The 22,462-nt window shown below is 72.5% G+C and carries 16 protein-coding genes and 1 pseudogene; 12 read left to right on the top strand and 5 right to left on the bottom strand.

Features of this window, described 5'->3' with window-relative positions:
* Positions 1 to 419: 419 nt before the first annotated feature.
* Together ACWGSR_RS23845 and ACWGSR_RS23840 are read right to left on the bottom strand one after the other, a co-directional pair.
* The gene (locus ACWGSR_RS23845; protein ID WP_453568814.1) at positions 420 to 2,978 is read right to left on the bottom strand and encodes a collagenase; all 2,559 of its coding nucleotides are present in this window, start codon (positions 2,976 to 2,978) and stop codon (positions 420 to 422) included.
* Between the two features lie 366 nt (positions 2,979 to 3,344).
* Positions 3,345 to 3,830, bottom strand: a pseudogene (locus ACWGSR_RS23840) (oligopeptide/dipeptide ABC transporter ATP-binding protein); the annotation flags it as partial.
* Positions 3,831 to 4,123: 293 nt separating this feature from the next.
* Between ACWGSR_RS23840 and ACWGSR_RS23835 the strand changes: the two are divergent.
* A complete protein-coding gene (locus ACWGSR_RS23835) occupies positions 4,124 to 5,824 on the top strand; it encodes an aldehyde dehydrogenase (NADP(+)) (RefSeq protein WP_453568796.1) in 1,701 nt (566 codons plus the stop codon).
* 283 nt (positions 5,825 to 6,107) lie between these two features.
* Here the strand turns inward: ACWGSR_RS23835 and ACWGSR_RS23830 are convergent, their stop codons facing one another.
* Together ACWGSR_RS23830 and ACWGSR_RS23825 are read right to left on the bottom strand one after the other, a co-directional pair.
* A complete protein-coding gene (locus ACWGSR_RS23830; RefSeq protein ID WP_453568812.1) occupies positions 6,108 to 6,869 on the bottom strand; it encodes a pyridoxamine 5'-phosphate oxidase family protein in 762 nt (253 codons plus the stop codon).
* 77 nt (positions 6,870 to 6,946) lie between these two features.
* A complete protein-coding gene (locus tag ACWGSR_RS23825) occupies positions 6,947 to 8,443 on the bottom strand; it encodes a globin domain-containing protein (protein ID WP_453568794.1) in 1,497 nt (498 codons plus the stop codon).
* A 389-nt stretch (positions 8,444 to 8,832) separates the two neighbouring features.
* Here ACWGSR_RS23825 and ACWGSR_RS23820 point away from each other — a divergent pair, with 389 nt between their 5' ends.
* Together ACWGSR_RS23820 and ACWGSR_RS23815 are read left to right on the top strand one after the other, a co-directional pair.
* On the top strand, positions 8,833 to 9,429 hold the full coding sequence (locus tag ACWGSR_RS23820; protein ID WP_376243232.1) for a hypothetical protein: 597 nt from the start codon (positions 8,833 to 8,835) through the stop codon (positions 9,427 to 9,429).
* A 172-nt stretch (positions 9,430 to 9,601) separates the two neighbouring features.
* On the top strand, positions 9,602 to 10,573 hold the full coding sequence (locus ACWGSR_RS23815; protein WP_453568792.1) for an SDR family NAD(P)-dependent oxidoreductase: 972 nt from the start codon (positions 9,602 to 9,604) through the stop codon (positions 10,571 to 10,573).
* 83 nt (positions 10,574 to 10,656) lie between these two features.
* Here ACWGSR_RS23815 and ACWGSR_RS23810 read toward each other — a convergent pair whose 3' ends face one another.
* A complete protein-coding gene (locus ACWGSR_RS23810) occupies positions 10,657 to 11,517 on the bottom strand; it encodes a UbiA family prenyltransferase (protein WP_453568790.1) in 861 nt (286 codons plus the stop codon).
* A gap of 46 nt (positions 11,518 to 11,563) precedes the next feature.
* Here ACWGSR_RS23810 and ACWGSR_RS23805 point away from each other — a divergent pair, with 46 nt between their 5' ends.
* The 9 genes from ACWGSR_RS23805 (at position 11,564) to ACWGSR_RS23765 (ending at position 22,362) form a co-directional block, all read left to right on the top strand.
* Positions 11,564 to 12,691 carry a type III polyketide synthase gene (locus tag ACWGSR_RS23805; RefSeq protein WP_453568788.1) on the top strand — a complete coding sequence of 376 codons (1,128 nt, stop codon included), beginning with the start codon at positions 11,564 to 11,566 and terminating at the stop codon, positions 12,689 to 12,691.
* Positions 12,692 to 12,700: 9 nt separating this feature from the next.
* On the top strand, positions 12,701 to 13,216 hold the full coding sequence (locus tag ACWGSR_RS23800; protein ID WP_453568786.1) for an isoprenylcysteine carboxyl methyltransferase family protein: 516 nt from the start codon (positions 12,701 to 12,703) through the stop codon (positions 13,214 to 13,216).
* Positions 13,213 to 14,244 carry an NAD(P)/FAD-dependent oxidoreductase gene (locus ACWGSR_RS23795; RefSeq protein ID WP_453568784.1) on the top strand — a complete coding sequence of 344 codons (1,032 nt, stop codon included), beginning with the start codon at positions 13,213 to 13,215 and terminating at the stop codon, positions 14,242 to 14,244. The genes ACWGSR_RS23800 and ACWGSR_RS23795 overlap by 4 nt, the downstream gene beginning before the upstream one ends.
* Before the next feature lie 101 nt (positions 14,245 to 14,345).
* The gene (locus ACWGSR_RS23790) at positions 14,346 to 16,040 is read left to right on the top strand and encodes an alkaline phosphatase D family protein (protein WP_453568782.1); all 1,695 of its coding nucleotides are present in this window, start codon (positions 14,346 to 14,348) and stop codon (positions 16,038 to 16,040) included.
* Between the two features lie 233 nt (positions 16,041 to 16,273).
* Positions 16,274 to 16,777 carry a TspO/MBR family protein gene (locus ACWGSR_RS23785; RefSeq protein WP_453568780.1) on the top strand — a complete coding sequence of 168 codons (504 nt, stop codon included), beginning with the start codon at positions 16,274 to 16,276 and terminating at the stop codon, positions 16,775 to 16,777.
* A gap of 361 nt (positions 16,778 to 17,138) precedes the next feature.
* Positions 17,139 to 18,542 (top strand): hypothetical protein, encoded by a 1,404-nt coding sequence (locus ACWGSR_RS23780; RefSeq protein WP_453568778.1) that lies wholly within the window; start codon positions 17,139 to 17,141, stop codon positions 18,540 to 18,542.
* Positions 18,543 to 18,806: 264 nt separating this feature from the next.
* Positions 18,807 to 20,705: a ricin-type beta-trefoil lectin domain protein gene (locus tag ACWGSR_RS23775; protein WP_453568776.1), complete on the top strand. Its 1,899-nt coding sequence runs from the start codon at positions 18,807 to 18,809 to the stop codon at positions 20,703 to 20,705.
* Positions 20,706 to 21,015: 310 nt separating this feature from the next.
* Positions 21,016 to 21,507 carry a hypothetical protein gene (locus tag ACWGSR_RS23770; RefSeq protein WP_453568774.1) on the top strand — a complete coding sequence of 164 codons (492 nt, stop codon included), beginning with the start codon at positions 21,016 to 21,018 and terminating at the stop codon, positions 21,505 to 21,507.
* 273 nt (positions 21,508 to 21,780) lie between these two features.
* Positions 21,781 to 22,362, top strand: coding sequence for a snapalysin family zinc-dependent metalloprotease (locus ACWGSR_RS23765; protein WP_376232730.1), 582 nt, complete (start codon positions 21,781 to 21,783; stop codon positions 22,360 to 22,362).
* Positions 22,363 to 22,462 lie beyond the last annotated feature (100 nt).

Genomic DNA, 22,462 nt, shown 5'->3' with positions numbered 1-22,462 from the left:
GAATGAAATGCCAGGTCAGAGCCTGCTCTTCGTGGGCGTGAACGGGCTGGTGGGCACCTGCTCGGCGAGGATCGGCCAGAGGGGTGCGAACCGCCGTCGGAGGACGGCCACAGGCCTGTGGAGACCGCGCGGGGACCCGTTTTCCCGGCTCCCCAGGCCCCTGATTCCGGTGCGTCACCAACCTGCGAGGAACACGGCGTCCGCAACGCGCTCAGGGACTGGTGAACGCGGGGCATCACGGCCGGGCGCGGCAGGAGCTGGATCGGATCGTCGAGGACGCGCAACGCGTTCTGGAGCCCGGGCACCGCCATCTCGTCCTCGCACACCGCATGATCAGCCGGACACAGCCGCACTGAGGGACGCGCCCGTGCCCCGGGGCCGATGGTGCCGGCCCCGGGACGGTGGAGTGCGGTCCGGGATCAGTAGGCGGTCGTGACGGCGGCTCCGGTGAAGCCCGCGGCGGCGTGGAGGCTGATGAAGTGGTGGCCCGCGCGCGGGTTGGTGATCGTCAGGGTGTGGTCGTTGCCGGGGCCGGTGGCGCGGCTGACGTACGAGGACGTGGTGGCCCAGTTGTAGTCGCTGTAGTAGAGGTCGGCGTTGCCGGTGCCGCCGTTGACGGTGATCTTCAGCCGGGTGGTTCCGGCCGGGATGTCCAGGTAGAGGTAGGCGTAGTTGCCGGTGGTGGCGGAGAGGTTGCTGCGCCGGCAGTTCTTGCCCAGGGTGCGGACGTCCGCGCCGGTGCACTCGGCGGCGGCGGGCGTGCCGGTGACGGTGACCGACCGGGTGGTGGTGGCCGTGGCGCCCTTGTCGTCGGTCACGGTGAGGCGGACGGTGTAGGTGCCCGCGGCGGTGTACGTCCTGCCGGGGTCGGTCTGGGTGGACGTGGTGCCGTCGCCGAAGTCCCAGGCGCGGGAGACGACGGTGCCGTCGGCGTCGGAGGAGCGGTCGGTGAAGGCGGCCGTCAGGCCCTGGACCGCCGTGGTGAAGTCGGCGGTGGGGGGCTTGTTGCCGGGCGCCGTGCCGCCGCCGCAGTCACCGGCCGCGCAGCCCGCGAGCCAGGTGCGGAAGTCTCCGTCGTAGCGGGTGCCTATGGTGGAGGTCAGATGGGTCCGGGCGGCGCTCCACCGGCCGGCGCGGTAGTGGCCGAGCACCGTGTCCATGTCCTGGGGGTGCTTCTCCAGCATGTACCGCACGGCGAGGTAGCCCCAGCGGTAGACCCGTGTGGTGCCGTGGCCGTAATCCGTGGAGAAGAGCGTGCTCAGGGAGTACGTGCCGAGGCCCGCCTCGGTCATCGCCGCCGTGTAGGGCAGGTTCCGGTAGGAGTACGAGACGTACTCGGCGAAGCCCTCCACCCACCAGACGGTGGGGGTGGTCATGTTGGCGGTGAAGTCGCCGTACATGGTGAAGCGGCCGTCGAGGTAGTGGGTGTACTCGTGGTTGAGGTTCCAGATCTGGAACTCCGGGCGCAGCCACTCGGCCTCGTAGGCGATGAACCGGGGCTGGTTGCCGGCGGCGGCGGGGTCGCCCTCCAGGTACATGCCGCCGTTGTCGGTGTCGATGCCGTACATCGCGCCGGCGTAGGTCTGGTAGTCGGTGCTGGAGTCGTAGGCGACGACTTCGAGGGTGGTGTTGTCGTCGTCGGCGACCGGGCCGTTGTCCCGTGCGACCCGGTGGAAGTACTCGTCCTGCTTCAGGAGGCTGGTGCAGCTTGTGCTCAGCTCGGCGGGGGTCATCTGCTGGGCGAGGATGCGCAGGCTCGGGCTGCAGGTGTGGCGGACCGGGAGGACCGCGCTCTTGAGGCGTTCCTGGAGGTCGCAGGTGCCGTAGGAGGCGCAGTTCGCCCGGTCGTAGTGGTCGACCATCTCCGCGACGCCGACCCACAGGGGCGCGGTGCGTCCCGTGATGGAGCTCTGTCCGAGCAGGCCGGCGGCCAGCGGCCGGACCTTGCTCCGCAGGCCGGTGTACTGGGTGAACCGGGCCAGTTCGCGGCCGGCGTTGGAGGTCAGGTATGCCCGGTCGGTGCCCAGCAGGGACAGGTGGTCGGCGGCGAAGCGGTACAGCGTGTCGACGAGGCCCGGGTCCGACTGGACCGCGCTGACGAACTCGGGCACCTGGTGGCCGCGGAAGGTCACCGTGTACACGTTGTTGACCGCGTTGAGCATGTACCAGGACGCGTTCCAGGTGGAGTCGTAGTCCGTGAGGAGCCGCTCGACGACGTGGATGTACCGGGCGTTCTCCTGGGCGCTGTCGATCAGGGTGACGGCCTCGGCCAGCGTCTCGCCGTTGGCGTCGGTGACGTCGCGGGAGCGGGGGCTCGCGAAGAAGGCGTCGAGGCCGGAGCGGATCGCGGTCTTCAGGGTGCTGCCGTAGTCGCCGACGGTGTCCGGGTGGTACCACTGCACGTAGTAGCCGGCGCGCAGGTAGAGCACGAGCCGCGGGGTTCCGGTGCTCGCGTCGCCCGGGTAGTTCGCGGAGGCGTCGCGGAGCGCTTGGGCGACGGTCGTCATCTGGGACTCGCGGAACGCCAGTCGGGCGTTGTCGCCGGTCAGGTTGAACAGCGTGTTGACGCACTCGGTGGTGGACGCCTTGATCTGCCGGACCAGTTCGCTCCCGGTGCGGCCGGTGAAGTCGGCCGGGTCGCACGCCGCTGCGGCGGCGGTGCCGGCCCGTGCGGACGTCCTCGCGGACGCGGTGGGCTCCGGTGCGGTGTCGTGGTGGTCGTACGCCTGCCGGAGCGGTGACTTGTCGGCGCTCAGCGGGGGGAGCTGGGACGCCGGCAGCCGGCCCTTGGACGTGTGTCCGGCGTCCCGGCCGGAGGACAGCCGCGCCTGGGGCGCGGGGTCGGCCGATGCGCCGGGGCGGTGCGACGGCTGCGACGCGTTCGGCGCCGTGGGGGCGGCCGGCAGGGCCTGGGCGGGCTGTGCGAGCAGCCCGGCGCCCAGGACTCCGGCGAGGGCCAGGGGCAGTACGGCGCCCACGCCTCGGCGGACGAGTGTGGTTCTCACGTGGTGTTCCTCCCGTGGGGGATCGGGGCACGCGGTCGCGTGACCGAGGGGGACGAACAGGTCGTGGACCGGGGGATCTCGTGCCGGGCGACGGGCGCGGTGCGGTTCGGCGACCGGAGTTGGCATGCCCACAACCTGTGCCATGTAAAATTGCACAGTTCACACGTCACACGGAAGGCGTGTGGGCCAATTCGTTACAACCCCCCTGCGAATCAGGCTTGTTGATCCGGCGACCGGGACGCTCGACCACGGGGGAAACGCGGGCGCCCCGGGTGGGCCGCCCCGTCGGGGAGCGGCCCACCCGGGGTGGTATCCGAATGTCGCCGGAAGGGCGGCCCCTCAGCCCACCTCGGGGAAGTGAGGGGCGGCCCTGCGTCCAACGGCGCCCACGACGTCCGGGACCGGCCGCTCGGTGCGGCAGACCGCCCGCGCCTTGGGGCAGCGCGGATGGAATCCGCAGCCGCTCGGGAGCGAGGCGGGGCTCGGCGGGTCGCCGAGCAGGAGGATCCCTTCCCTGCGCCGCTCCGCGGCCGGATCGCGCAGGGGGACCGCCGACAGCAGGGCCCGGGTGTACGGGTGCGCCGGCCGGTCGTACACCTCGCGCTTGTCGCCGATCTCGACGACGCGCCCCAGGTACATGACGGCCACCCGGTCGCAGACCCGTCTCACCACCGACAGGTCGTGGGCGATGAAAAGGAACGCGAGCCCCAGCTCACGGCGCAGACGCTCCATCAGGTTGACGACCTGGGCCTGGACCGACACGTCCTGCGCGGAGACGGGCGCGTCGGCGACGACCAGGCGGGGCGCGGTCGCGAGGGCGCGGGCGGGACGGCGGCGGGCGTGGAGCAGGCCGGAAGGGGAGGGCGGAGCGGGGTGAGGTGGAGTGAGGTGGGGTGAGTCGCTGGGCAACTGCGTTAGTCCTGAAGGGACATGGAGAGCGTTCCGGTCTTCACCTCCGCGCTGCGGCACGTAACATAGTAATGTGAAATTGCACAGCCAAGGAGGAGAGCGGCCCGTTGCCGAACCGTGTCCGAGGGCAACGCCACCGGGCCGGTGACCTTCCGCCCGGAGACCCGACGACGGCGTGCCGTCCGGCACGCACAGGGAGACGCATCGCAGTGAACCCGCCCGGACACCCGACATCGAACGACCACCAGGACCCGACCCTGATCCCGGACCCGGACCCGGACCCGACCCCGGCCCTGATCCCGACCCCGGTCCCGGTCTCGTCCCTGGCCCCGGACCCGGCCGGGCCCTCGCACCGCACCGATCCCCTTGAGATCACCGGACATTCGATCCTCGCCGGCCGCGACGCCCCCGGTACGGGGGCCGCCTGGCACGCCGTCACCGCCGCTTCCGGCGAACCGTTCGGACCCGCGTTCCGGGACGCGTCGGCGGAGCAGGTCGCCGAGGCGGCCCGGCTCGCGGCGGCGGACGCGCGGGCGTTCCGCGCCCTGCCGCCCGAGTGCAGGGCGGTCTTCCTCGACGCCTGCGCGGAGGAGATCGAGGCGCTCGGCGACCCGCTCGTGGAACTCGCGGCCCGCGAGACCGGACTCCCGCCGTCCCGGCTGACCGGCGAACGGGAGCGCACCTGCGGGCAGTTGCGCCTCTTCGCCGAGCTGGTCAGGAGCGGGACCGCGCTCGACGCCCGGATCGACTCCCTCCCCTCGGGCAGGGACGTACGGCTGCGCCGCGTTCCCGTCGGCCCGGTGGCCGTGTTCGGCGCGGGCAACTTCCCGCTGGCGTTCTCCGTCGCCGGCGGGGACACGGCCTCCGCACTGGCCGCCGGCTGCCCCGTCGTGGTCAAGGCGCATCCGTCGCACCCGGGAACCGGCGAGGCGGTGGCCCGCGCCGTCACCGCCGCCGCCGCGCGCACGGGCATGCCGGCCGGCGTCTTCTCCCTGCTGGTGGGGAGGGCGTACGACGTCGGTCTCGCGCTGGTGGGCGATCCGCGGATCGCCGCGGTGGGCTTCACCGGTTCACGGACGGGCGGACTGGCGCTGATCGCCGCCGGCCGCTCCCGCCCGGTCCCCATCCCGGTGCACGCCGAGATGTCCGCGGTCAACCCGGTGATCATGCTCGACGGCGCCCTCGCCGAACCCGGGCCCCCGGCCGACGCGTACGTGGCGTCGCTGACCAACGGCGCCGGTCAGTTCTGCACGAACCCCGGCCTCCTGCTGCTGCCGGCCGGTCCGGCCGGCGACGCGTTCCTCTCGGCGGTCGCCCGGAAGCTGCGGAGCACGGAAGGGCAGACCATGCTCACCCCGGACATCACCCGCGCCTGCACCGAGGGAGTACGGAGGTGGGAGTCCGTCACGGGGGTACGGGAGGTGGCCCGGGGAACGGCCGGGGAGGGTCCTTACGCGCCCGCCCCGGTGGTCCTCGCGTGCGACGCGGACACCTACGCCGCCGCACCCGACGTGCTCGGGGGCGAGGTCTTCGGCGCGGCCGGGCTCGTCGTGCGCTGGTCCGGGACGGAGGAACTCCTGCGTCTGCTTGAGGACATGGAGGGGCAGCTGACGGCCACGGTGCACGGCACGGACGCGGATCTGCGCACCGCTTCGGCGCTGCTGCCCGTACTGGAGGAGCGCGCGGGCCGTCTCCTGTGGGGAGGCTGGCCCACCGGTGTGGAGGTCAGCCACGCGATGGTGCACGGAGGGCCGTGGCCGGCGACCAGCTCGCCCGCGACGACGAGCGTCGGCACGCTCGCCGTCGAACGCTGGCTGCGCCCGGTCTGCTACCAGTCCTTCCCCGACGCTCTGCTGCCCCCCGAGCTGCGCGACGACAACCCCCTGCGGATCCCCCGCCTCACCGGGTAGGCCGCCGCGACGGCGCCGAAGCCGGAAAAGTGAGTGCCGCCCGGCACCGTCCGGGCGGCACTCGCCGCCGGGGCCGACGACCGGAAAGACCCCGGCAGAGGTCCACGCCGGCCGTCGAGGCAACGGAACCCCGCCCCCGAACCGTACGGACGCCCGCACGTGCGGGTCGCGGGACTCGCCCCTGCACTGCGGCTCGCGGAGCGCGCTGCGGCGCGCCGGAAGACCTCGTCGAGTGCGGCGTGTCGCGGGAGCGGAGATTCCGGCGAGCGGGCGGGTGACCCTGTCAGCCGACCGGCGCACCTCTGCTGAACCAGCCGCTGAACACCCGCGGTCCTTCGACGGTTTCGCCGTCGGCGTTCGTGTCGGCACCGGCTTCGGCTTCGGGCCGTTCGGCTCTCGCCAGCAGCTTCTCCGCCTCCGCCCGCCAAGCCGTCGCGTCCCCACGAGGTGACGGCCGGAACGTGCTCCGCTGCGGCGCTTCGGCGGCCGCTCCGAAGAAGTCGCCGCCCTTGCGCCTGAAGTCGTCCGTGCCCCAGGAACGGCCGGATCCGTCCCGAGGGGCCTTCTGCAGGTGCGGAATGTGCTTGGCGCAGTGGATGTACGCCTCCTCCACGGTGATCTGCACCCACACCAGGGCCCGGCGGCCGGGCACCGGGTCGATCGCGAGCTCGGGCCGGGCCCGGCGCAGCTCGGGATCGTCCACGATCCTGGCCCGGCCGTTGACGTGCAGTCCGATGCGGTCACGGAGGAAGTCGACCGCGAGGACGCCGACGTGCGGGTTCTCCTCGATGTTGCCGAGGCTGGCGTGAACGCCGTTGCCCCGGTACTCCGGATAGGCGAGCGTCGACTCGTCCAGGACGTGGAGGAATCCGGGCGGACCGGCGCGGAAGGTGTTGTCGCACTCGCCGTGCCGGTCCGCGGTGGCCAGGAAGAACATCTCCTGCCGGGAGAGGAACTCCCGCATGCGCGGGTTCAACCGGTCGAGCACCTGGTCGGCGTAGAAGCGGTCGGCGCGTCCCTCGGTGCCCAGTCGTCGCTGGACCAGGTGTTCGCCGTCACTGCCCGGGCGGCGGACGTGCGCGGAGGTGTCCCGTCGCCGCTCCGTCTCCCGTTCGGAGGTGCTCACGCCGTCGCCCCGATCAGTTCCTCGATGGAGTCGTGCCGTATGCGGTGGGCGGGGACGCCCATGCCCATCAGGGAGTCGACGCTGCGGCGGATCATGCCGGGCGGGCCCGAAAGGTAGGCGTCGCAGGTGTGCCAGGGGCCGGACTCGCGCACGGCCTGCGGTATGCCGCCGGACAGCGGGTCGGCAGGTTCCTCGTCCACGACCGGTCGGACCGAGAGCCAGGGGTGTGACCGCTGAAGCCCCAGCATGGTGTCGATGTCGTACAGGTCGCCGTTTCGGCGGGCGCCGTAGAACACGTCGACGGTGCGACGCCGGCCGCTCCGGGCCACGTCCTCCACCAGGGCCTTGATCGGCGCTATGCCGGTGCCGCCGCCGAGACAGAGCAGCCCGCTGTCGGTGGTGTGGTCCACCGTCATGGAGCCGGTGGGGGGACCGAGGCGGATGACGTCACCCGGGCGGGCCCGGTGGACGAGCGCGTTGGAGACCCAGCCCGCCGGTACGGCCTTGACGTGGAAGGAGAGCAGTCCGTCGGAGCGGGGGGCCGAGGCGAACGAGTAGTGCCGCCAGACACGCGGCCACCAGGGGGTCTCCAGAGCGGCGTACTGCCCGGCCCGGAAGGGATACGGCTGGTCGGGGCGGACCGTGACGACCGCGACGCTCCGGGTGCGCACCTCGTGACCGACCACCTCCGCCTGCCACCAGGCCGGCGAACGCGATGCGTCCTCGGTCGCCGCGTCGATCATGATCTGGGAGATCCTGGTGTACGCCGCGACCCACGCCGCTTCGGCCCGTGGGCCCCAACTGGGCCCGGCGTAACGGGTGAGGGCGCCGATCAGCGCCTCGCCCACGGCTGGATAGTGCTCGGAGCGGGTGCCGTACTTCCTGTGACCACGGCCGAGCCGGGCGAGGTACGCGGTCAGGGTGGCGGTGTCGTCGGCATGGGTGGCGGCGGTGAGCAGAGCCTTGAACAGACGATCGCGCTGGGTGTCCATCGCCACGGGGAAGAGCGGCCTCAGGCCCGGATGACGCAGGAAGAGAAGGGCGTAGAAGTACGAGGTCACCTCGTCGGCCATGGGTTCGATCTCGGCCATGGTGCGACGCAGCAGCGCGGCGTCGGACGTGTCCCCGTCCCCGGGTACGGTCCGTTCCGTGGGCCCGTTCACCGGGGACGTGCTTCCGTAGCCGGCCTCCCGGGCTGTCGGCCCTGTCGGATGCCGAACCTCGGCCGCCCCTCTCGGACCGGCCCCGAACCAGCCTCCGTTCCCGGCCTCGATGCCGGACCTGTCGTCTCCGACCGACGGGTGCGTCGGAAATTCCATCGGTCTGCCTCGCCTCGAATGTCGTGGACCGCTCTTCGCTCGTGATATCCGCGTGCGCTCCGTTCCTGCCTGTCCTCGACATTCCTTCCTGTCCGCATCCCGCCCGCGCAACCGGTTGCGCACGTCACGCACGGCGGAGGACTTTCTCCCCGGCGGACGAACGGGCCCGACCATACATCGCCTGCTGATCCTCCGACCGGGGCCGCTTTCACGACCAAGAAGATCATGTACACGCTGGTCAGCGTGTGTGCGCCGGCGTGTCGGACCGGCACCGGAGCTCGTCCTTCCCCGACCGGAGAGCGAATCGGCGACCAAAATCTCACGGGCTGCTCAAAAATCCTTCACATTTTTTTGCGAGGAGTTACCAGAATTTCGCCCTGGAAATGGAGAAACCGACAGAGCGTCGATCGTGGGGTAGCGGCGCCGAGGACCCGGAGCGGGTGCTGTGTGCCCCACACCCGTCCGGCTCACCGCGATGGCGGTGCCCACCGGGTCGGGCGAGGGTGGGGTGGTGGCCGGTGTCCGTGCCGGATACCGGCCCGATCCCCAGAAGGAGCATTCTCATGTCCGAACGCCACACCTTCATCCGCGGCTTGCACGATGTGGGCCTGGCCGCCTGGTTCGGCGGCTCTCTCATGGGCGCGGTCGGTCTGAACGGCGCTGCCAGGGACGAGGGCGGCACCGAGGTGGCCACGGACCGGATCGCTTCCGCCGGCTGGGCGAAGTGGACACCGGTCAACGCGGCCGCCATCGCCCTGCACCTGTTCGGCAGCGGGGGGCTGTTGGCCGTGAACGCCCACCGCGTCGCCACCCAGCAGGGTGTGGCCGCCTCCACCGCGGCCAAGACGGCCGTCACCGGAGCCGCCCTGGCCGCCACCGCCTACGCCCGCGTGCTGGGCAAGAAGGTCGAGCTGGCCTCCTCCGGCGACCCGCAGGATGCCGAGAGGTCGGCCGAACACCCCGTCGACCTCGACAAGGCCCGTCGGCAGCTGGCCTGGGTTCAGTGGGCGGTCCCGGCACTCACCGGATGTCTGGTGGTGCTCAACGCCCTGCACGGCGAGCAGCAGCGTCCCGCGGAGCAGGTCTCGGGCATGTGGGGCCGCGCCGCGTCACTCACCCGGCACATGCCTCCCGGCGTCAGCTGTCACCTGCCGCACTGACTCCGGTCGGCATCCCGGCCGTCCCACCCGTACAGGCAGGACAGAAAATGATCAGTCAGGCGGAGCGCCCGACCGGACCGAACGTCCTGTCCCTCGTGGCGCCCTCCACTCCGTACAGGCCGGTCGAGGGCTCACGGTCCGCCTCCGTGTCCCGTCGAACCGAACGGACGCGGTGAACCGGCCGGCCCGGCCGGTGGTGGTCGTCACCGGGGCCTCCAGCGGCATCGGCCGAGGGGTGGCGCAGGCCCTCGCCGCTCGCGGAGCCGATCTCGTGCTGGCGGCCCGTACCGAACGGACCCTCGCCGCGGTCGCCCGGGAGTGCGAACGGCGAGGGGGACGGACGCTGGTCGTCCCGACGGACGTCAGCGACGAGGCGGCCGTCCAGGCCCTGGTCCGAAGCGCTGTGGACGCGTTCGGGCGCGTCGACGCCTGGGTGAACGCCGCGGCCGTGTGGAGCTACGGCCGGTTCGAGGACACCCCCGGCGCCGTGTTCCGGCAGATCGTGGACACCACGCTGTTCGGGCAGGTTCACGCGGCCCGGGCGGTGCTTCCGCAGTTCAGGTCCCAGGGCCACGGCGTGCTCATCACCATCGGCTCTCTGTACGGGCGGCTCTCGTCGCCCTACGTCGCACCGTACGTCACCTCGAAGTGGGGCCTGCTCGGTTTCTCCGAGGTGCTGCGCCAGGAGGTTCGCGACACACCCGGCATCGCCGTGTGCACCGTGCTGCCGGGTGCGGTCGACACGCCGATCTACCGTCACGCCGCGAACTACGTCGGCCGTCGGATCCGGCCGCTGCCGCCCGTCACCTCCCCGGAGCGAGTGGTGACCGCCGTGGTGCGCGCCATCGACCGGCCCCGGCGGGAGATCGTCGTCGGACGGACCCAGCGTGTCGGCGTCTGGGCACACCGGCTCGTGCCCGGCCTGTACGACCGCCTCATCGGACCCGTGGTGCGTGCGTTCGCCGTGCGAGGGGCCCCGGTCCCCCCGCACGACGGCACCGTGTTCACCCCCGATCCCGCGCCGTGCGCGGTCGACGACGGCTGGCGCCGGCACGACCACCGCGTCGTCGGCGGCGCCCTGACGGCGACCGCGGGCCTGGCGGCGTTCGTGATCGGAGTGAAGGTCCTGGGCCGGCGAGGTTGACGGGCCGCCGCCCGTGCACCTGCCCCGCGGCCCACTCCGCCGCCCCGGCCCGCCACCGGGGCCGAGCCGGGCCCCCACCGGCCTCAGACCAGGTCGGAGCCCCTCAGGAGAAGCTGAGCCACGACCATGCCCGCCACCACGATCGCCGCCCGGAAGGGCCATCGGCTCCCGGCCGCCGACGGCGCCGCCGTGCTCACGACCGTGACGAGCCCGGCCGCCGCCACCACTGTCCAGCCCGAGGCGCCCATCGGTCCGGGCGGCCCTCCGACGACCACGGCGACGGCCGCCAGCATCACGAACGGTGCCGACGACCGGCATGCCGTACGGCCGAGCCGTTGCGGCAGCCCGGACACACCGGTCGCCAGATCGTCCTCGATGTCCGGCAGGACGTTGACGACGTGCGCTCCCACCCCCAGCAGCGCCCCGGCCGTCACGGCCCACCAGGCGGGCCAGGACCCCGACGGCGGACCGAGGGTGACGAAGGCGGGCAGCGAACCGAACCCCACGGCATACGGCAGCGGCGAGAGAACCGTGCGTTTGACCCCCAGGTTGTAGGCCCACCCCGCGGCGACGCCCCCCAGATGGACCGCTCCCGCGGCCAGGCCGCTCGACAGGGACAGCAGCACGCACAGCCCCAGGGCGGCGCCGGCCGCGACGGCCACGGTCCCGGGGAGGAGTTCGCCGGTGGCCACCGGCTTGTCGCGGCGTCCGCAGACCGTGTCGCGCCGTGCGTCGACCGCGTCGTTGCACCATCCGACCGAAAGCTGGCCGGCCAGCACCGCCCCGGCCACCAGTGCCGCTCCGGCCGTGCCCCGGCCTCCCGCCACGGCCAGCACGGTGACGAACGCCGTCACCGCGAGCGTCGGCTCCGGATGGCAGGAGCGCAGCAGCGCCGGGACGCGGAGGGGCGTACGCGGAGAAACCCCGGACGGGTGCAAAGACACATGCGCAAGGTAGTCACATGTCCGGAAAGAGGTAGGCATTACCGCCATGCGTGTCTCCGTGATCACCGACGACGCCGCCCTCCCCTCCGCGGCACCGCGCCGACCTGCCGCGGCGACCACCGTCGCCGCCGTCCACACCGCCCTGCCGTCCCACCGCTACGCCCAGGACGACCTGACCGAGCACATCGGCGACCTGTGCCTGGCTCCGGGAGCCGACCGCTCCCTGCTGCGCCGCCTGCACGTGTCCACCGGTGTGCGTGCGCGTCACCTGGCCCTGCCGATCGAGCGGTACGCCGGACTCGGGGACTTCGGGCGGTCCAACGACGCCTGGATCACGGCCGCGCTCGACCTGGGGGAGCAAGCCGTCGCCGGCGCACTGCGGCAGGCGGGGCTCGAACCGTCCGACGTCGACCTGCTGGTGTGCAACTCCGTCACCGGCCTGGCCACCCCTTCCCTCGACGCCCGCCTGGCCGGCCGCCTGGGGATGCGGCCGGACGTCAGACGACTTCCGGTGTTCGGTCTGGGGTGCGTGGCCGGCGCCGCCGGTCTCGCCCGGCTGCACGACTACCTGTGCGGCCACCCCGACGACACCGCCGTGCTGCTCACCGTCGAACTGTGCTCGCTGACGCTCCAGCGGCGTGACGACTCCCGCGCCAACCTCGTCGCCGGTGCCCTGTTCGGCGACGGTGCGGCGGCGCTCGTCGCACGCGGCCGCGCCGTCGCGGAAAGGGGCGGAGACGGACCGGTGGTGATCGCCACGCGCAGCCATCTCTATCCCGCGACCGAGCACCTCATGGGCTGGGACATCGGCGCCGATGGGTTCCGCGTCGTCATCGACGCGGGCATCCCCCGCGTCGTGCGGGACCACCTCGGGCGGCCCCTGCGGGCCTTCCTGGCCGACCACGGCCTCACCACCGACGACATCCGGACCTGGGTGTGCCATCCGGGTGGTCCCAAGGTGCTGTCCGCCGTGACCGAAGCCCTCGGTCTGCCCGAAGACGCCCTCGACGCCACGCGGCGGTCGCTCGCGGCCGTGGGAAACATGTCCTCGGCCTCCGTGCTGCACGTCCTGCAGAGCCACAGCGGGCCCCGGCGTCCCGAGCCGGGCACCTGGGGTCTGCTGATGGCGATGGGGCCGGGCTTCTGTTCCGAGTTCGTCCTGTTGCGTTGGTGAGGGGATTCCGTGTTCTGGTATGTGCTCCTCGTCCTGGCCGTGGCCGTCGAACGCGGCGTCGAGCTGGTGGTGGCCAGGCGCAACACGGCCTGGGCCCTCTCCCGCGCCGGCGTCGAGTACGGCCGTGGCCACTACCCGGTCATGGTCGTCCTGCACACGGCGATGCTGGTCTGCTGCCTCCTCGAACCCGTGCTGGCCCGAAGGCCGTTCGTACCGGTTCTGGGCTGGTCGATGCTGTCCCTGGTCCTCCTGTCCCAGGCGTTGCGCTGGTGGTGCGTCGCCACGCTCGGGCCCCACTGGAACACGCGCGTCATCGTCGTTCCCGGAACGCTTCCGATCGGTGCCGGTCCTTACCGCCTCCTGCGCCATCCCAACTACATCGCCGTCGCGGTGGAAGTCGCCGCCCTGCCACTGGTGCACTCCGCCTGGCTGAGCGCGGTGACGTTCAGCACCGCCAACGCGGTGCTGCTGGCGGTGCGCCTCCGCTGCGAGAACGCGGCCCTCGCCCGTGCGGTGCCCGCGTGAGCCGTGAGCACGACCTGATCATCGTCGGAGGCGGTCCTGCCGGCCTGGCCACGGCTCTGCACGCCGTGCGCGCCGGTTTCGACACCGTCGTGGCCGAGCCCCGCGGCGCGCCGATCGACAAGGCCTGCGGCGAGGGCCTGATGCCCGGTGCCGTCCGGGCCCTCGCCTCGCTCGGCCTGGAGGTCCCGGGGCACCCGATCACGGGCATCCGTTACGTGCAGGGGTCCCACCGGGCGCAGGCCGCGTTCCGTCGCGGTCCCGGTCTCGGCGCACGGCGCACCGACCTGCACGGCACCCTCCACCGGGCCGTCCTCGCGGCCGGTGTTCCCGTGCTGCCCCTGCGCGTCGGAGAAGTACGGCAGGACGCCGCCGGTGTGGTCCTGCCCGGCACCGGTCTGCGCGCCAAGTGGCTGGTCGCCGCGGACGGCCTGCACTCGCCGGTGCGCCGCTCCCTCGGCCTCCGCGTCGACTCGCGTCGGAGGCCCAGATACGGATTGCGGCGCCATTACTCCACGTCCCCGTGGTCCCCGTACGTCGAGGTGCACTGCGGACGACACGGCGAGGCCTACGTCACCCCGCTCGGGCCCCGGCTCGTCGGTGTCGCCCTGCTGACGGACCGGCGGGCGCCCTTCGACGTCCAGTTGGAACGCTTTCCCGAACTGGCCGCCCGCCTTCCCGTGGAAAGGGCCGTCACCGCGGTGCGGGGTGCGGGACCACTGCGCCAGGAGGCACGGTCCCGGCTCCACGGGCGGGTCCTGCTCGTGGGCGACGCCGCGGGATACGTCGACGCGCTGACCGGCGAGGGCGTCTCCCTGGCCCTCGCCGGGGCCGGCGCCCTGGTCGAGAACGTGCGCCGGGGCACACCGGACCGCTACGAGAGCGACTGGAACCACGCGACCCGGCGCCACCGGTTCCTGACCGAACTCCTGGTACGGGTGCGACAGCAGCGGGTGCTCGCACCGCTCGTCGTCCCCGCGGCCGAGCGTCTCCCGCGGGTCTTCGCGACGGTGGTGAACGCCCTGGCATGAGATGCCGCACCCGCGCGGGAAACAGTGCCGTTTCCGCCGCCGTTCCGTACTGTACGGAGCGGCCGTTTCGTACAGGACGAAGGGCCGGGAGGGAACTCGTGATGGCCGGTCTGAGACTGGGGCCGCTCCTGCGTCACGTGGACTGGGAGTCGGGCACGAGCGCGACGGTGTGGGTCGAGACCGACCGGGAGTGCACGGCGGAGGTCCGGTGTCCGGACGGCGCCGGGGGTTCGGCCCCGACGTTCCGCGTCGCCGGCCACCACTACGCGCTGGTGGTCGTGACCGGGCTCGCCCCCGGTTCGACCACCGCGTACGAGGTGCTGCTCGACGGCGAGCGGGTGTGGCCTCTCGCGGACTCGCCCCTGCCGCCCAGCACCATCCGCACGCCACCGGTCCCGGCGACCGGCGCGGTGGTGGCCTTCGGTTCGTGCCGGTGGGCGGCGCCCGCCGTGGACGAGCCCGACCCGGTGGGTCCCGACGTCCTCGACACCCTCTCCGCCCGGCTCGCGGCCGACCCGGAGGCCGAGCGTCCGGACGTCCTCCTCCTGCTGGGCGACCAGGTGTACGCGGACGAGACGTCCGCCGGTACGCGCGACTGGATCGCCCGGCACCGGCGGGCCGCCGGCACGGGCTCGGCCGCCCCGCCGGACCAGGTCGCCGACTACGAGGAGTACACCCACCTCTATGACGAGTCCTGGGGCGACCCCGAGCTGCGCTGGCTGCTCTCGACGGTGCCGACCTGCATGATCTTCGACGACCACGACGTCATCGACGACTGGAACACCAGTGCCGCCTGGGTGGCCGACATGCGGGCGACGCCCTGGTGGCACGAGCGGATCACCGGCGGCCTGATGTCGTACTGGGTCTACCAGCACCTGGGGAACCTCTCCCCCGCCGAGCTCGCCGAGGACAAGCTGTACGCGGCGGTGCTTGCGGCCGACGACGGAACGGAGGTGCTGCGCGCGTTCGCCGAACGCGCCGACGCCGACCCGGCGTCGGTGCGCTGGAGCTACCGCAGGGACTTCGGCCGCACCCGGTTGCTGATGGTCGACACCCGGGCCGCGCGGGTCCTTGAGGAGCAGCACCGGGCGATGCTGGACGCGGAGGAGGCGACCTGGCTGCGGACGCAGGCGTTCGAGGACCCCGGCGGTGTCGACCACCTGCTGATCGGGACCTCGCTCCCGTGGCTGCTGCCCCCGATGGTCCACTTCGCGGAGAGCTGGCACGCGGCGCTCTGCCGCGGTGAGCGCGGGCCGCGCTGGGCGCGCTTCGGCGAGTGGCTGCGCCGACGGGCCGACCTGGAGCACTGGGCGGCGTTCACCTCGTCGTTCGAAAGGTTGACGGAGACGGTCGCGGAGGTGGGAAGGGGCGACGCCGCTCCGGCGACGGTGTGCGTGCTCTCCGGGGACGTGCACCACGGGTACGTGGCGGAGCCCGTCTGGACCGCCGGGCGGCAGCCGGACTCCCGCGTCTTCCAGTTCACCTGTTCGCCGCTGCACAATTCGGTGCCCACGCCCATAAGGGTCGGGTTCCGTTTCGGCTGGAGCCGGTTCGCCAGGGGGATCGGGCACCTCCTCGCCCGCCACGGACGGGTCACGAGGCCCACGGTCCGATGGGAGCACACCGATGGACCGTGGTTCGGCAACCAGCTGATGACGCTGACACTGCGCGGGCGTACGGCGCGACTGCGGCTGGAGAAGGCCTCGGCGGACGCGAAGCGCGGACGCCGGGGGACCGACCGCGCGGGCGCACGGCTCACGGGAGTCCTCGACCGGGACCTGACGGAAGGGAATTGACGCTCCGTCGGGCTCAGTCCTCGGAGGGGATGTCCAGGGCGGTTCCGTAGAGCCGGGAGACCCGAATCAGGATGGTCACGCGCCGGTCGGGCAGTACCGGTTCGCCGGGGGCTGCCCCACGGGCCGGATCGCGGAGAGGGATCCTCGGGCAGCAGGGGGCTCCGCGTTCACATCACAGCCGTTTCGGCGGGCATGAGAACAGTGTCGGCACCAACGAGGGAACGGAGCATGTCGTGCGGGACGCGGAGCTTTCGGAGACAGGCCGACGACCGGGTGCGCGGTGGCCCGCCCTTCTGGGCCTCCTGGCCGTCTGCTACGCCGTCGCCGCGCTCGGCGGGCTGGCCTCCGCGGACGCGGGCGACACCTACGCCGCACTGGGCAGGCCCGCTTGGGCCCCGCCCGGATGGCTCTTCGGCCCGGTGTGGACCGTGCTGTACGGCACCATCGCCGTCGCCGCGTGGCTGGTGCTCCGAGATCCTCGCGGCTCCACGCGCACCGCCATGGCCTGGTGGTGGGCCCAACTGCTCCTCAACCTCGCCTGGACCCCGCTCTTCTTCGCCGCGGGCGAGTACGGCCTTGCCTTCCTGGAGATCTGCCTCCTCCTCGCGGCCGTCGTGGCCACGATCGTCCTCTTCGCCCACCACCGCCGAGCCGCCGCGCTCCTGCTCGTCCCCTACGCGTCGTGGGTGGCCTTCGCCTCGGCCCTCAATCTCGCGATCTGGGTCTCCAACACCTGACAAGAACGGGCGTTCGTCAACTTCGAAGCATTCGGTTCACCTCTCCACGTGGCGCACGAGCGCCATGCGTCGGTGCCATCCGGTCAACACGGTCGATGCGTACGCGAGCAGCGCGCCAGGGGTGACCGACGGGGCGCCCGGGAACGCCCGGCCGCGGCCGGAAAGGCCGCGATCCGCGGTGGAGTCACGGGCAAACCCGCCGAGTCGAGGTGGCCGAGACCCCACGGTCACGGCTGTACGTGACGCTCCGGGAGCGGTGAGCTACCGAGCGTTCCGGCACCGCCCCTTCCCGGTACGCCCGCGGTCCGGCGTCCGGGGGGCGGAGCCCACAGCGCACAGCCGACCGATCGGAGACGCCACCATGAGCACACCTCCTCCCGTCCCGCTCCGGGTCGCCCTCGTCAACGGAAGCTTCGAGCGGCCGTCCGTCACCGACATGGCCTTCCTGCCGGACGCCTCCCAGACCCAGGCCTCCCGGTACGTTCCGGGCTGGCTCACCACCGCGACCGACCACATGATCGAGTTGTGGCACTCCGGCTTCAACGGGGTCCCCTCGGCCGAGGGCGAGCAGTTCGCCGAACTCAACGCCAACCAGGTCTCCACCCTCTACCAGGACCTGCCCACCACGCCCGGCACCAAGCTGTACTGGCGGCTCTACCACCGCGGCCGGCAGGGGCAGGACACCATGGCCCTGGACATCGGCGCTCCGGGCGGCACGGTCGAGCAGCGCACCTTCACCGACGGCAACACGGCGTGGGGCTACTACACCGGCACCTACACCGTCCCGGCGGGGCAGACCACCACCCGTTTCGCCTTCAGGTCCGTCTCGGCCGCCGGCGGCAACCGGGGGATCGGCAACTTCCTGGACGGGGTGTTCTTCGGCACCGCCCCGCACGTCGTGCTCACCAAGACCGCCGTGCCGGAGGGGCCGTTGGACGTCGGCGACGTCGTCACGTACCGGATCACCGCCAGGAACGAGGGCGGCGGGGACGCCGAGCAGCTCACCCTCACCGACGTCCTGCCCGCCGGGACGACGTACGTGCCCGGTTCGCTGCGGATCGTCGACGGTCCGAACGCGGGCGTGAAGACCGACCGGGCGGGTGACGACCAGGCCGTGTACGACGCCGGGACCGGCACGGTCGTCTTCCGGCTCGGCACCGGCGCCTCGGCGTCGCAGGGCGGCAGTCTGCCCAGCACCGCCGCCCTGCCGGGCGGCACCACCGTCGAGTACCGGGTCAGGCTCGGCCTGGAGACGGCGGGGACCCGCGTCACCAACACCGCCGCCGCCGCGTACGAGAACCGGCTCGGGCCGACACCGGAGCCGTTGACGTCCACGTCCGACGAGGCCGTGACCGAGGTCCGGCCGGCCGCCGACCTGACCGTGACGAAAGCGGCCGACGCGACCACCGTCACCGTCGGGCAGACGGTGGTCTACCGCTTGGGCGTCCACAACGCCGGTCCCAGCCCGGCGACCGGGGTCACGGTCACGGACCGGCTCCCGGGCGGGCTCGTGTTCCTGTCCGCCGATACCGACCCCGGAACCTACGCTCCGGAGACCGGGACGTGGTCGGTCGGCGAGATGCCCGTCGGCGCCCGTGCCGTCCTCACCCTGCGGGCGAAGGCCACCAGGCCCGTACGCGCCACCAACACCGCCGTCGTCACCGCCGCCGAGAAGGACCCCGACCCGGCGAACAACACCGACTCCGTCGCCGTCTGCGTCGAACCCGCACCGGCCTGCTGCACCCCCTGCGTGCCCCGCCCTTGAGTCGCCGGACCCCACCGGGTCGTTCCGTCACCTCCTGAACGCGCCCACTTCCGAGAACCACGGTCAGGACCCGTCGGGGCTCGTCCTCTTCGGGAGTCGTACGCGACGGGGGTTGACGGGCGCATCCCCCGTCCATAAGTTCACAGCTTGATAAAAGGCTTGCCGCTCTGTGGGACACGTACGGGCCCGGGCCGACCGGTCCCGTACGGCAGCGCGGCACGCCTCCTCAGAGAGGATTGTCAGGTGCACCTCAATACTTTGCGGGTGGCCGCAGGCCGGCGGGCGCGTTCCCGCCCCCGCTCGCTCGCCGCCCTCCTGACCGGCGCCCTGGTGGCGACCGGACTGGTCCTCACCTCGCCCGGCACCGCCCGGGCCGCCGGGGAGAGGGTGGACGTCTGGCTGACCACCACCTCCGACTCCGGCGGCCGCACCGTCACCCGGGGTCTCGCCCCGCAGGCACCGCTCTCCTTCGGCCCGTCCGGCGGCGGCGCGAACCACACCATCACCGTCGACGAGTCCACCGCCTACCAGCAGTTCGAGGGCGGCGGCGCGTCCATCACCGACACCACCGCCCACCTCCTGCGCGGCGGCGCCGTCAGCGCCGCCACCCGCGACGCGGTCATGCGCAAGCTGTTCTCGCCGACCGAGGGCATCGGGCTCTCCTTCGTCCGCAACCCCATCGGCGCCTCCGACCTCTCCCGGCCCGGGAACGTCTCCCTCGACGACACCTGCTGCGACCTCGGCGACTTCGGCTCCAACGGCTACGACGCCGGCGTCCGGCTGCTCACCGTCCAGGCCAAGCAGCTCAACCCGGCGCTGCGGGTGAAGGGCGTGCCGTGGAGCGCGCCCGGCTGGATGAAGGACAACGGCCGGATGGACCAGATGGGCTGGCTGAAGTGGGAGCACTACCCCACCTACGCCCAGTACCTGGTCAAGTACGTCCAGAGCTACCAGGCCGCCGGCGTCCCGGTCGACTACCTGTCGGTGCAGAACGAGCCCAACTGCTGCCAGGCCGGGAATCCGACCGCGATGAACTACCCGGGCATGAGCTGGAACCCGTCCGGGCTGGTCGAGTTCACCAAGAACCACGTCTACCCGGCCTTCCGGGCCGCCGGGATCTCCACCAAGGTCCTGGTGCACGACTGGAACTACGGCGACTACGCCGGCTTCGGCGCCGGGATCCTCGGCGACGCGGGCGTCCGCAACGACCCGCTGTTCGGCGGCATCGCCTGGCACGGCTACGGCGGCGACCCGGCCGTCGGCAGCCAGGTCCACGCCCAGTACCCGGCGGTGCGCCAGTTCAGCACCGAGCACTCGGGCGGGACCTGGATCGGCAACCAGCACAACGAGGACCTGAAGGACATCGTCTCGTACGCCCGCAACTGGAGCAGCAGCCTGGTCAAGTGGAGCCTGGCCCTGAACCAGAACATGGGGCCGCACAACGGCGGCTGCGGCACCTGCACCGGTCTGATCACCGTGCAGGAGGGCGGCGCCCGCGCCGGCCAGGTGGACTACACGATCGAGTACTACACGACCGGCCACCTCACCAAGTTCGTCCGGCCCGGCGCGTACCGGATCGCCTCGACGGACAACGCCACCGTGCAGAACGTGGCCTGGCGCAACCCCGACGGATCCAAGGCGCTCATCGCGCACAACGGCGGCGGTTCGGCGCAGTCCGTCCGGGTCGACTGGGGCGGCCAGTCCTTCACGTACAGCCTCCCGGCCCGCACCACCGCCACCTTCACCTGGTCGGGCACGCCCGGCGGCGGCGCGCCCGGCGGTGCGCTGACCGGTCTCGCCGGGAAGTGCCTGGACGTGGCCGGCGCGGCGAACGCCGACGGCACCGCCGTCCAGCTGTACACCTGCAACGGCACCGACGCCCAGCGCTGGACGCTCGCCGCCGACGGCACGGTCCGGGCGCTCGGCAAGTGCCTCGACGTCACCGGCGGCGCCGTCGCGGACGGCACGAAGGTGCAGTTGTACACGTGCAACGGGACGGGTGCCCAGCGCTGGACGTACAACGCGACCACGCACGACGTGGTGAACACCGCCGCCGACAAGTGCCTCGACGTGACGGGCAACTCCTCGGCCGACGCCACCCGGGCCCAGATCTGGTCCTGCACCGGCGCGGCCAACCAGAAGTGGACCCATCAGGCGTCCTGACCGCCGGGGCGGGGTGCCGCGCACGGCACCCCGCCCCACCCGGCCGCCGCCCCGCGGAGGAAGGGGGCGGACGCCCTGCGCGACGACGGTACGACCGGCTCGCCGGTGCGACGGCCGCGACCCGTCCGGTGCCCGACGCGGCCGAGATCGTCCCGGCCGTCCGGCGCATGCTCGCCGCCGCGCTCTCCGCTCGACCGACCCTCTTCCGACCCCCTCGGGACCGGTACGTCCTCGGCCGGCGCCGTTGTCGGCGCCCTCCGTTAGAGTCCGGAGCGCACTCCACCGACGGCCCCGGGAAGGGCGTGACGACATGTCCATGTGGCTCGACCTCGTGAAGATCGACCCCTCGCTGCTGGCGGTCCTCCGGGAGCGCCCGGAGCTGATCGGCGCCCTGTTCTCCGAGGACGACGTGCCGGAGCCCCTCGTTTCCGGTGTCCATCCGACCGGGGACTCCTTCGGCCACGACTACCGCCTGCTGGCGGACGTCGCCGAGGGCCGGGCGGAGGCCGAGAAGGGCACCTCGGACTGGCGGACGGCGTATCCCTGGCTGGCGCGGGCCACGGGCGAGAACTGCCGCGCCGTCGAGGGGTTCGAGTTCGGCTACGGCCCGGCGCACTTCCTCACCCCGGACGAGGTCGGACAGGTCGCCGAAGGGCTGGCCGGCGAAGACTGGACCGACCGGACCTCGGCGGCCCACTGGAACGCCGCCGCCGACGCCGGGGAGAGGGACTTCGACGACCTCGTCCCGTTCTTCGCCAAGGCGGCGGAGGAGGGCAAAGCGGTCGTCGGCGGCGTGAGCTGACGAGCCGACCGGGTCCCGACAGCCCGCCGACGACGCCCCGGGCCGTCACAGGCCGAGCAGCCTGGCCACCTCGCCCTCGTCCCTGAAGAAGCACAACCGCGACACAAGAACAAGCCTGACAGGTACATTACATAGAGCCCCTCCGAGGCTTACCATCGCAAGGATCGGAGGGGTGATCGACGTCATGTCTGGCCCCACCAGACGCCCGTGTCGCCCCTTCACGCCTCCGGCTCCCCACCGGAGCCGGGTCCCCCCACGGATGAAGGAGCAGCAATGCCCCTCGGTACATGGCTCAAGGCGGGCACCTCCGCCGCCGCGCTCGTCCTCGCCATGGCGGGCACCGCGACAGCGGCGCCCGCGCCCGCTCACGAACCGTCCGCCGCGCAGGCGGCGGTGGTGACCCTTCGTTATGACGACAGCCGCGCCGGAGGCTGGGAGGCCGCGATCGCGGCCGGGGTCGCCTCGTGGAACGCGAACGTGAGCAACGTCAAACTGGTGGAAGCCGCACCCGGCACCCGGGCCGAGATCGTGATCGTCGCCACCACGGGCTGGCCGCAGGCCACGCTCGGCCCCGTCCGTCCGGGCCGTCAGGTCCGCGTCGAACTCGGCAGCCAGGCCGTGAGCCAGGGCTACGACAAGACCCGGATCGCCGCTCACGAGCTGGGCCACAGCCTCGGCCTGCCGGACACCAAGCCCGGCCCGTGCTCACAGCTGATGTCGGGTTCGAGCGCCGGCACGGCCTGCACCAACGCCGTACCGAACGCGACCGAGCGGTCCCGTGTGCAGTCCGCCTACGCGAACGGCGTCGCCGCCCTCGTACCCGCCGACGGCCGGATCCTCGTCGACGCCCCCTGACACGCCCTCACAGAGCGGCGCGGCATGACGGTGCGGGTCGGCGTACGGACCCCTCCGGCCCTTCCCGTACTCGACCGGCCCGGCGTCCGACCAGTCGCGT

The sequence above is a fragment of the Streptomyces sp. NPDC055632 genome (assembly GCF_053618675.1).
Note: the sequence above shows the minus strand (reverse complement) of the source record. Positions and strands in the feature narration are given on the sequence as shown.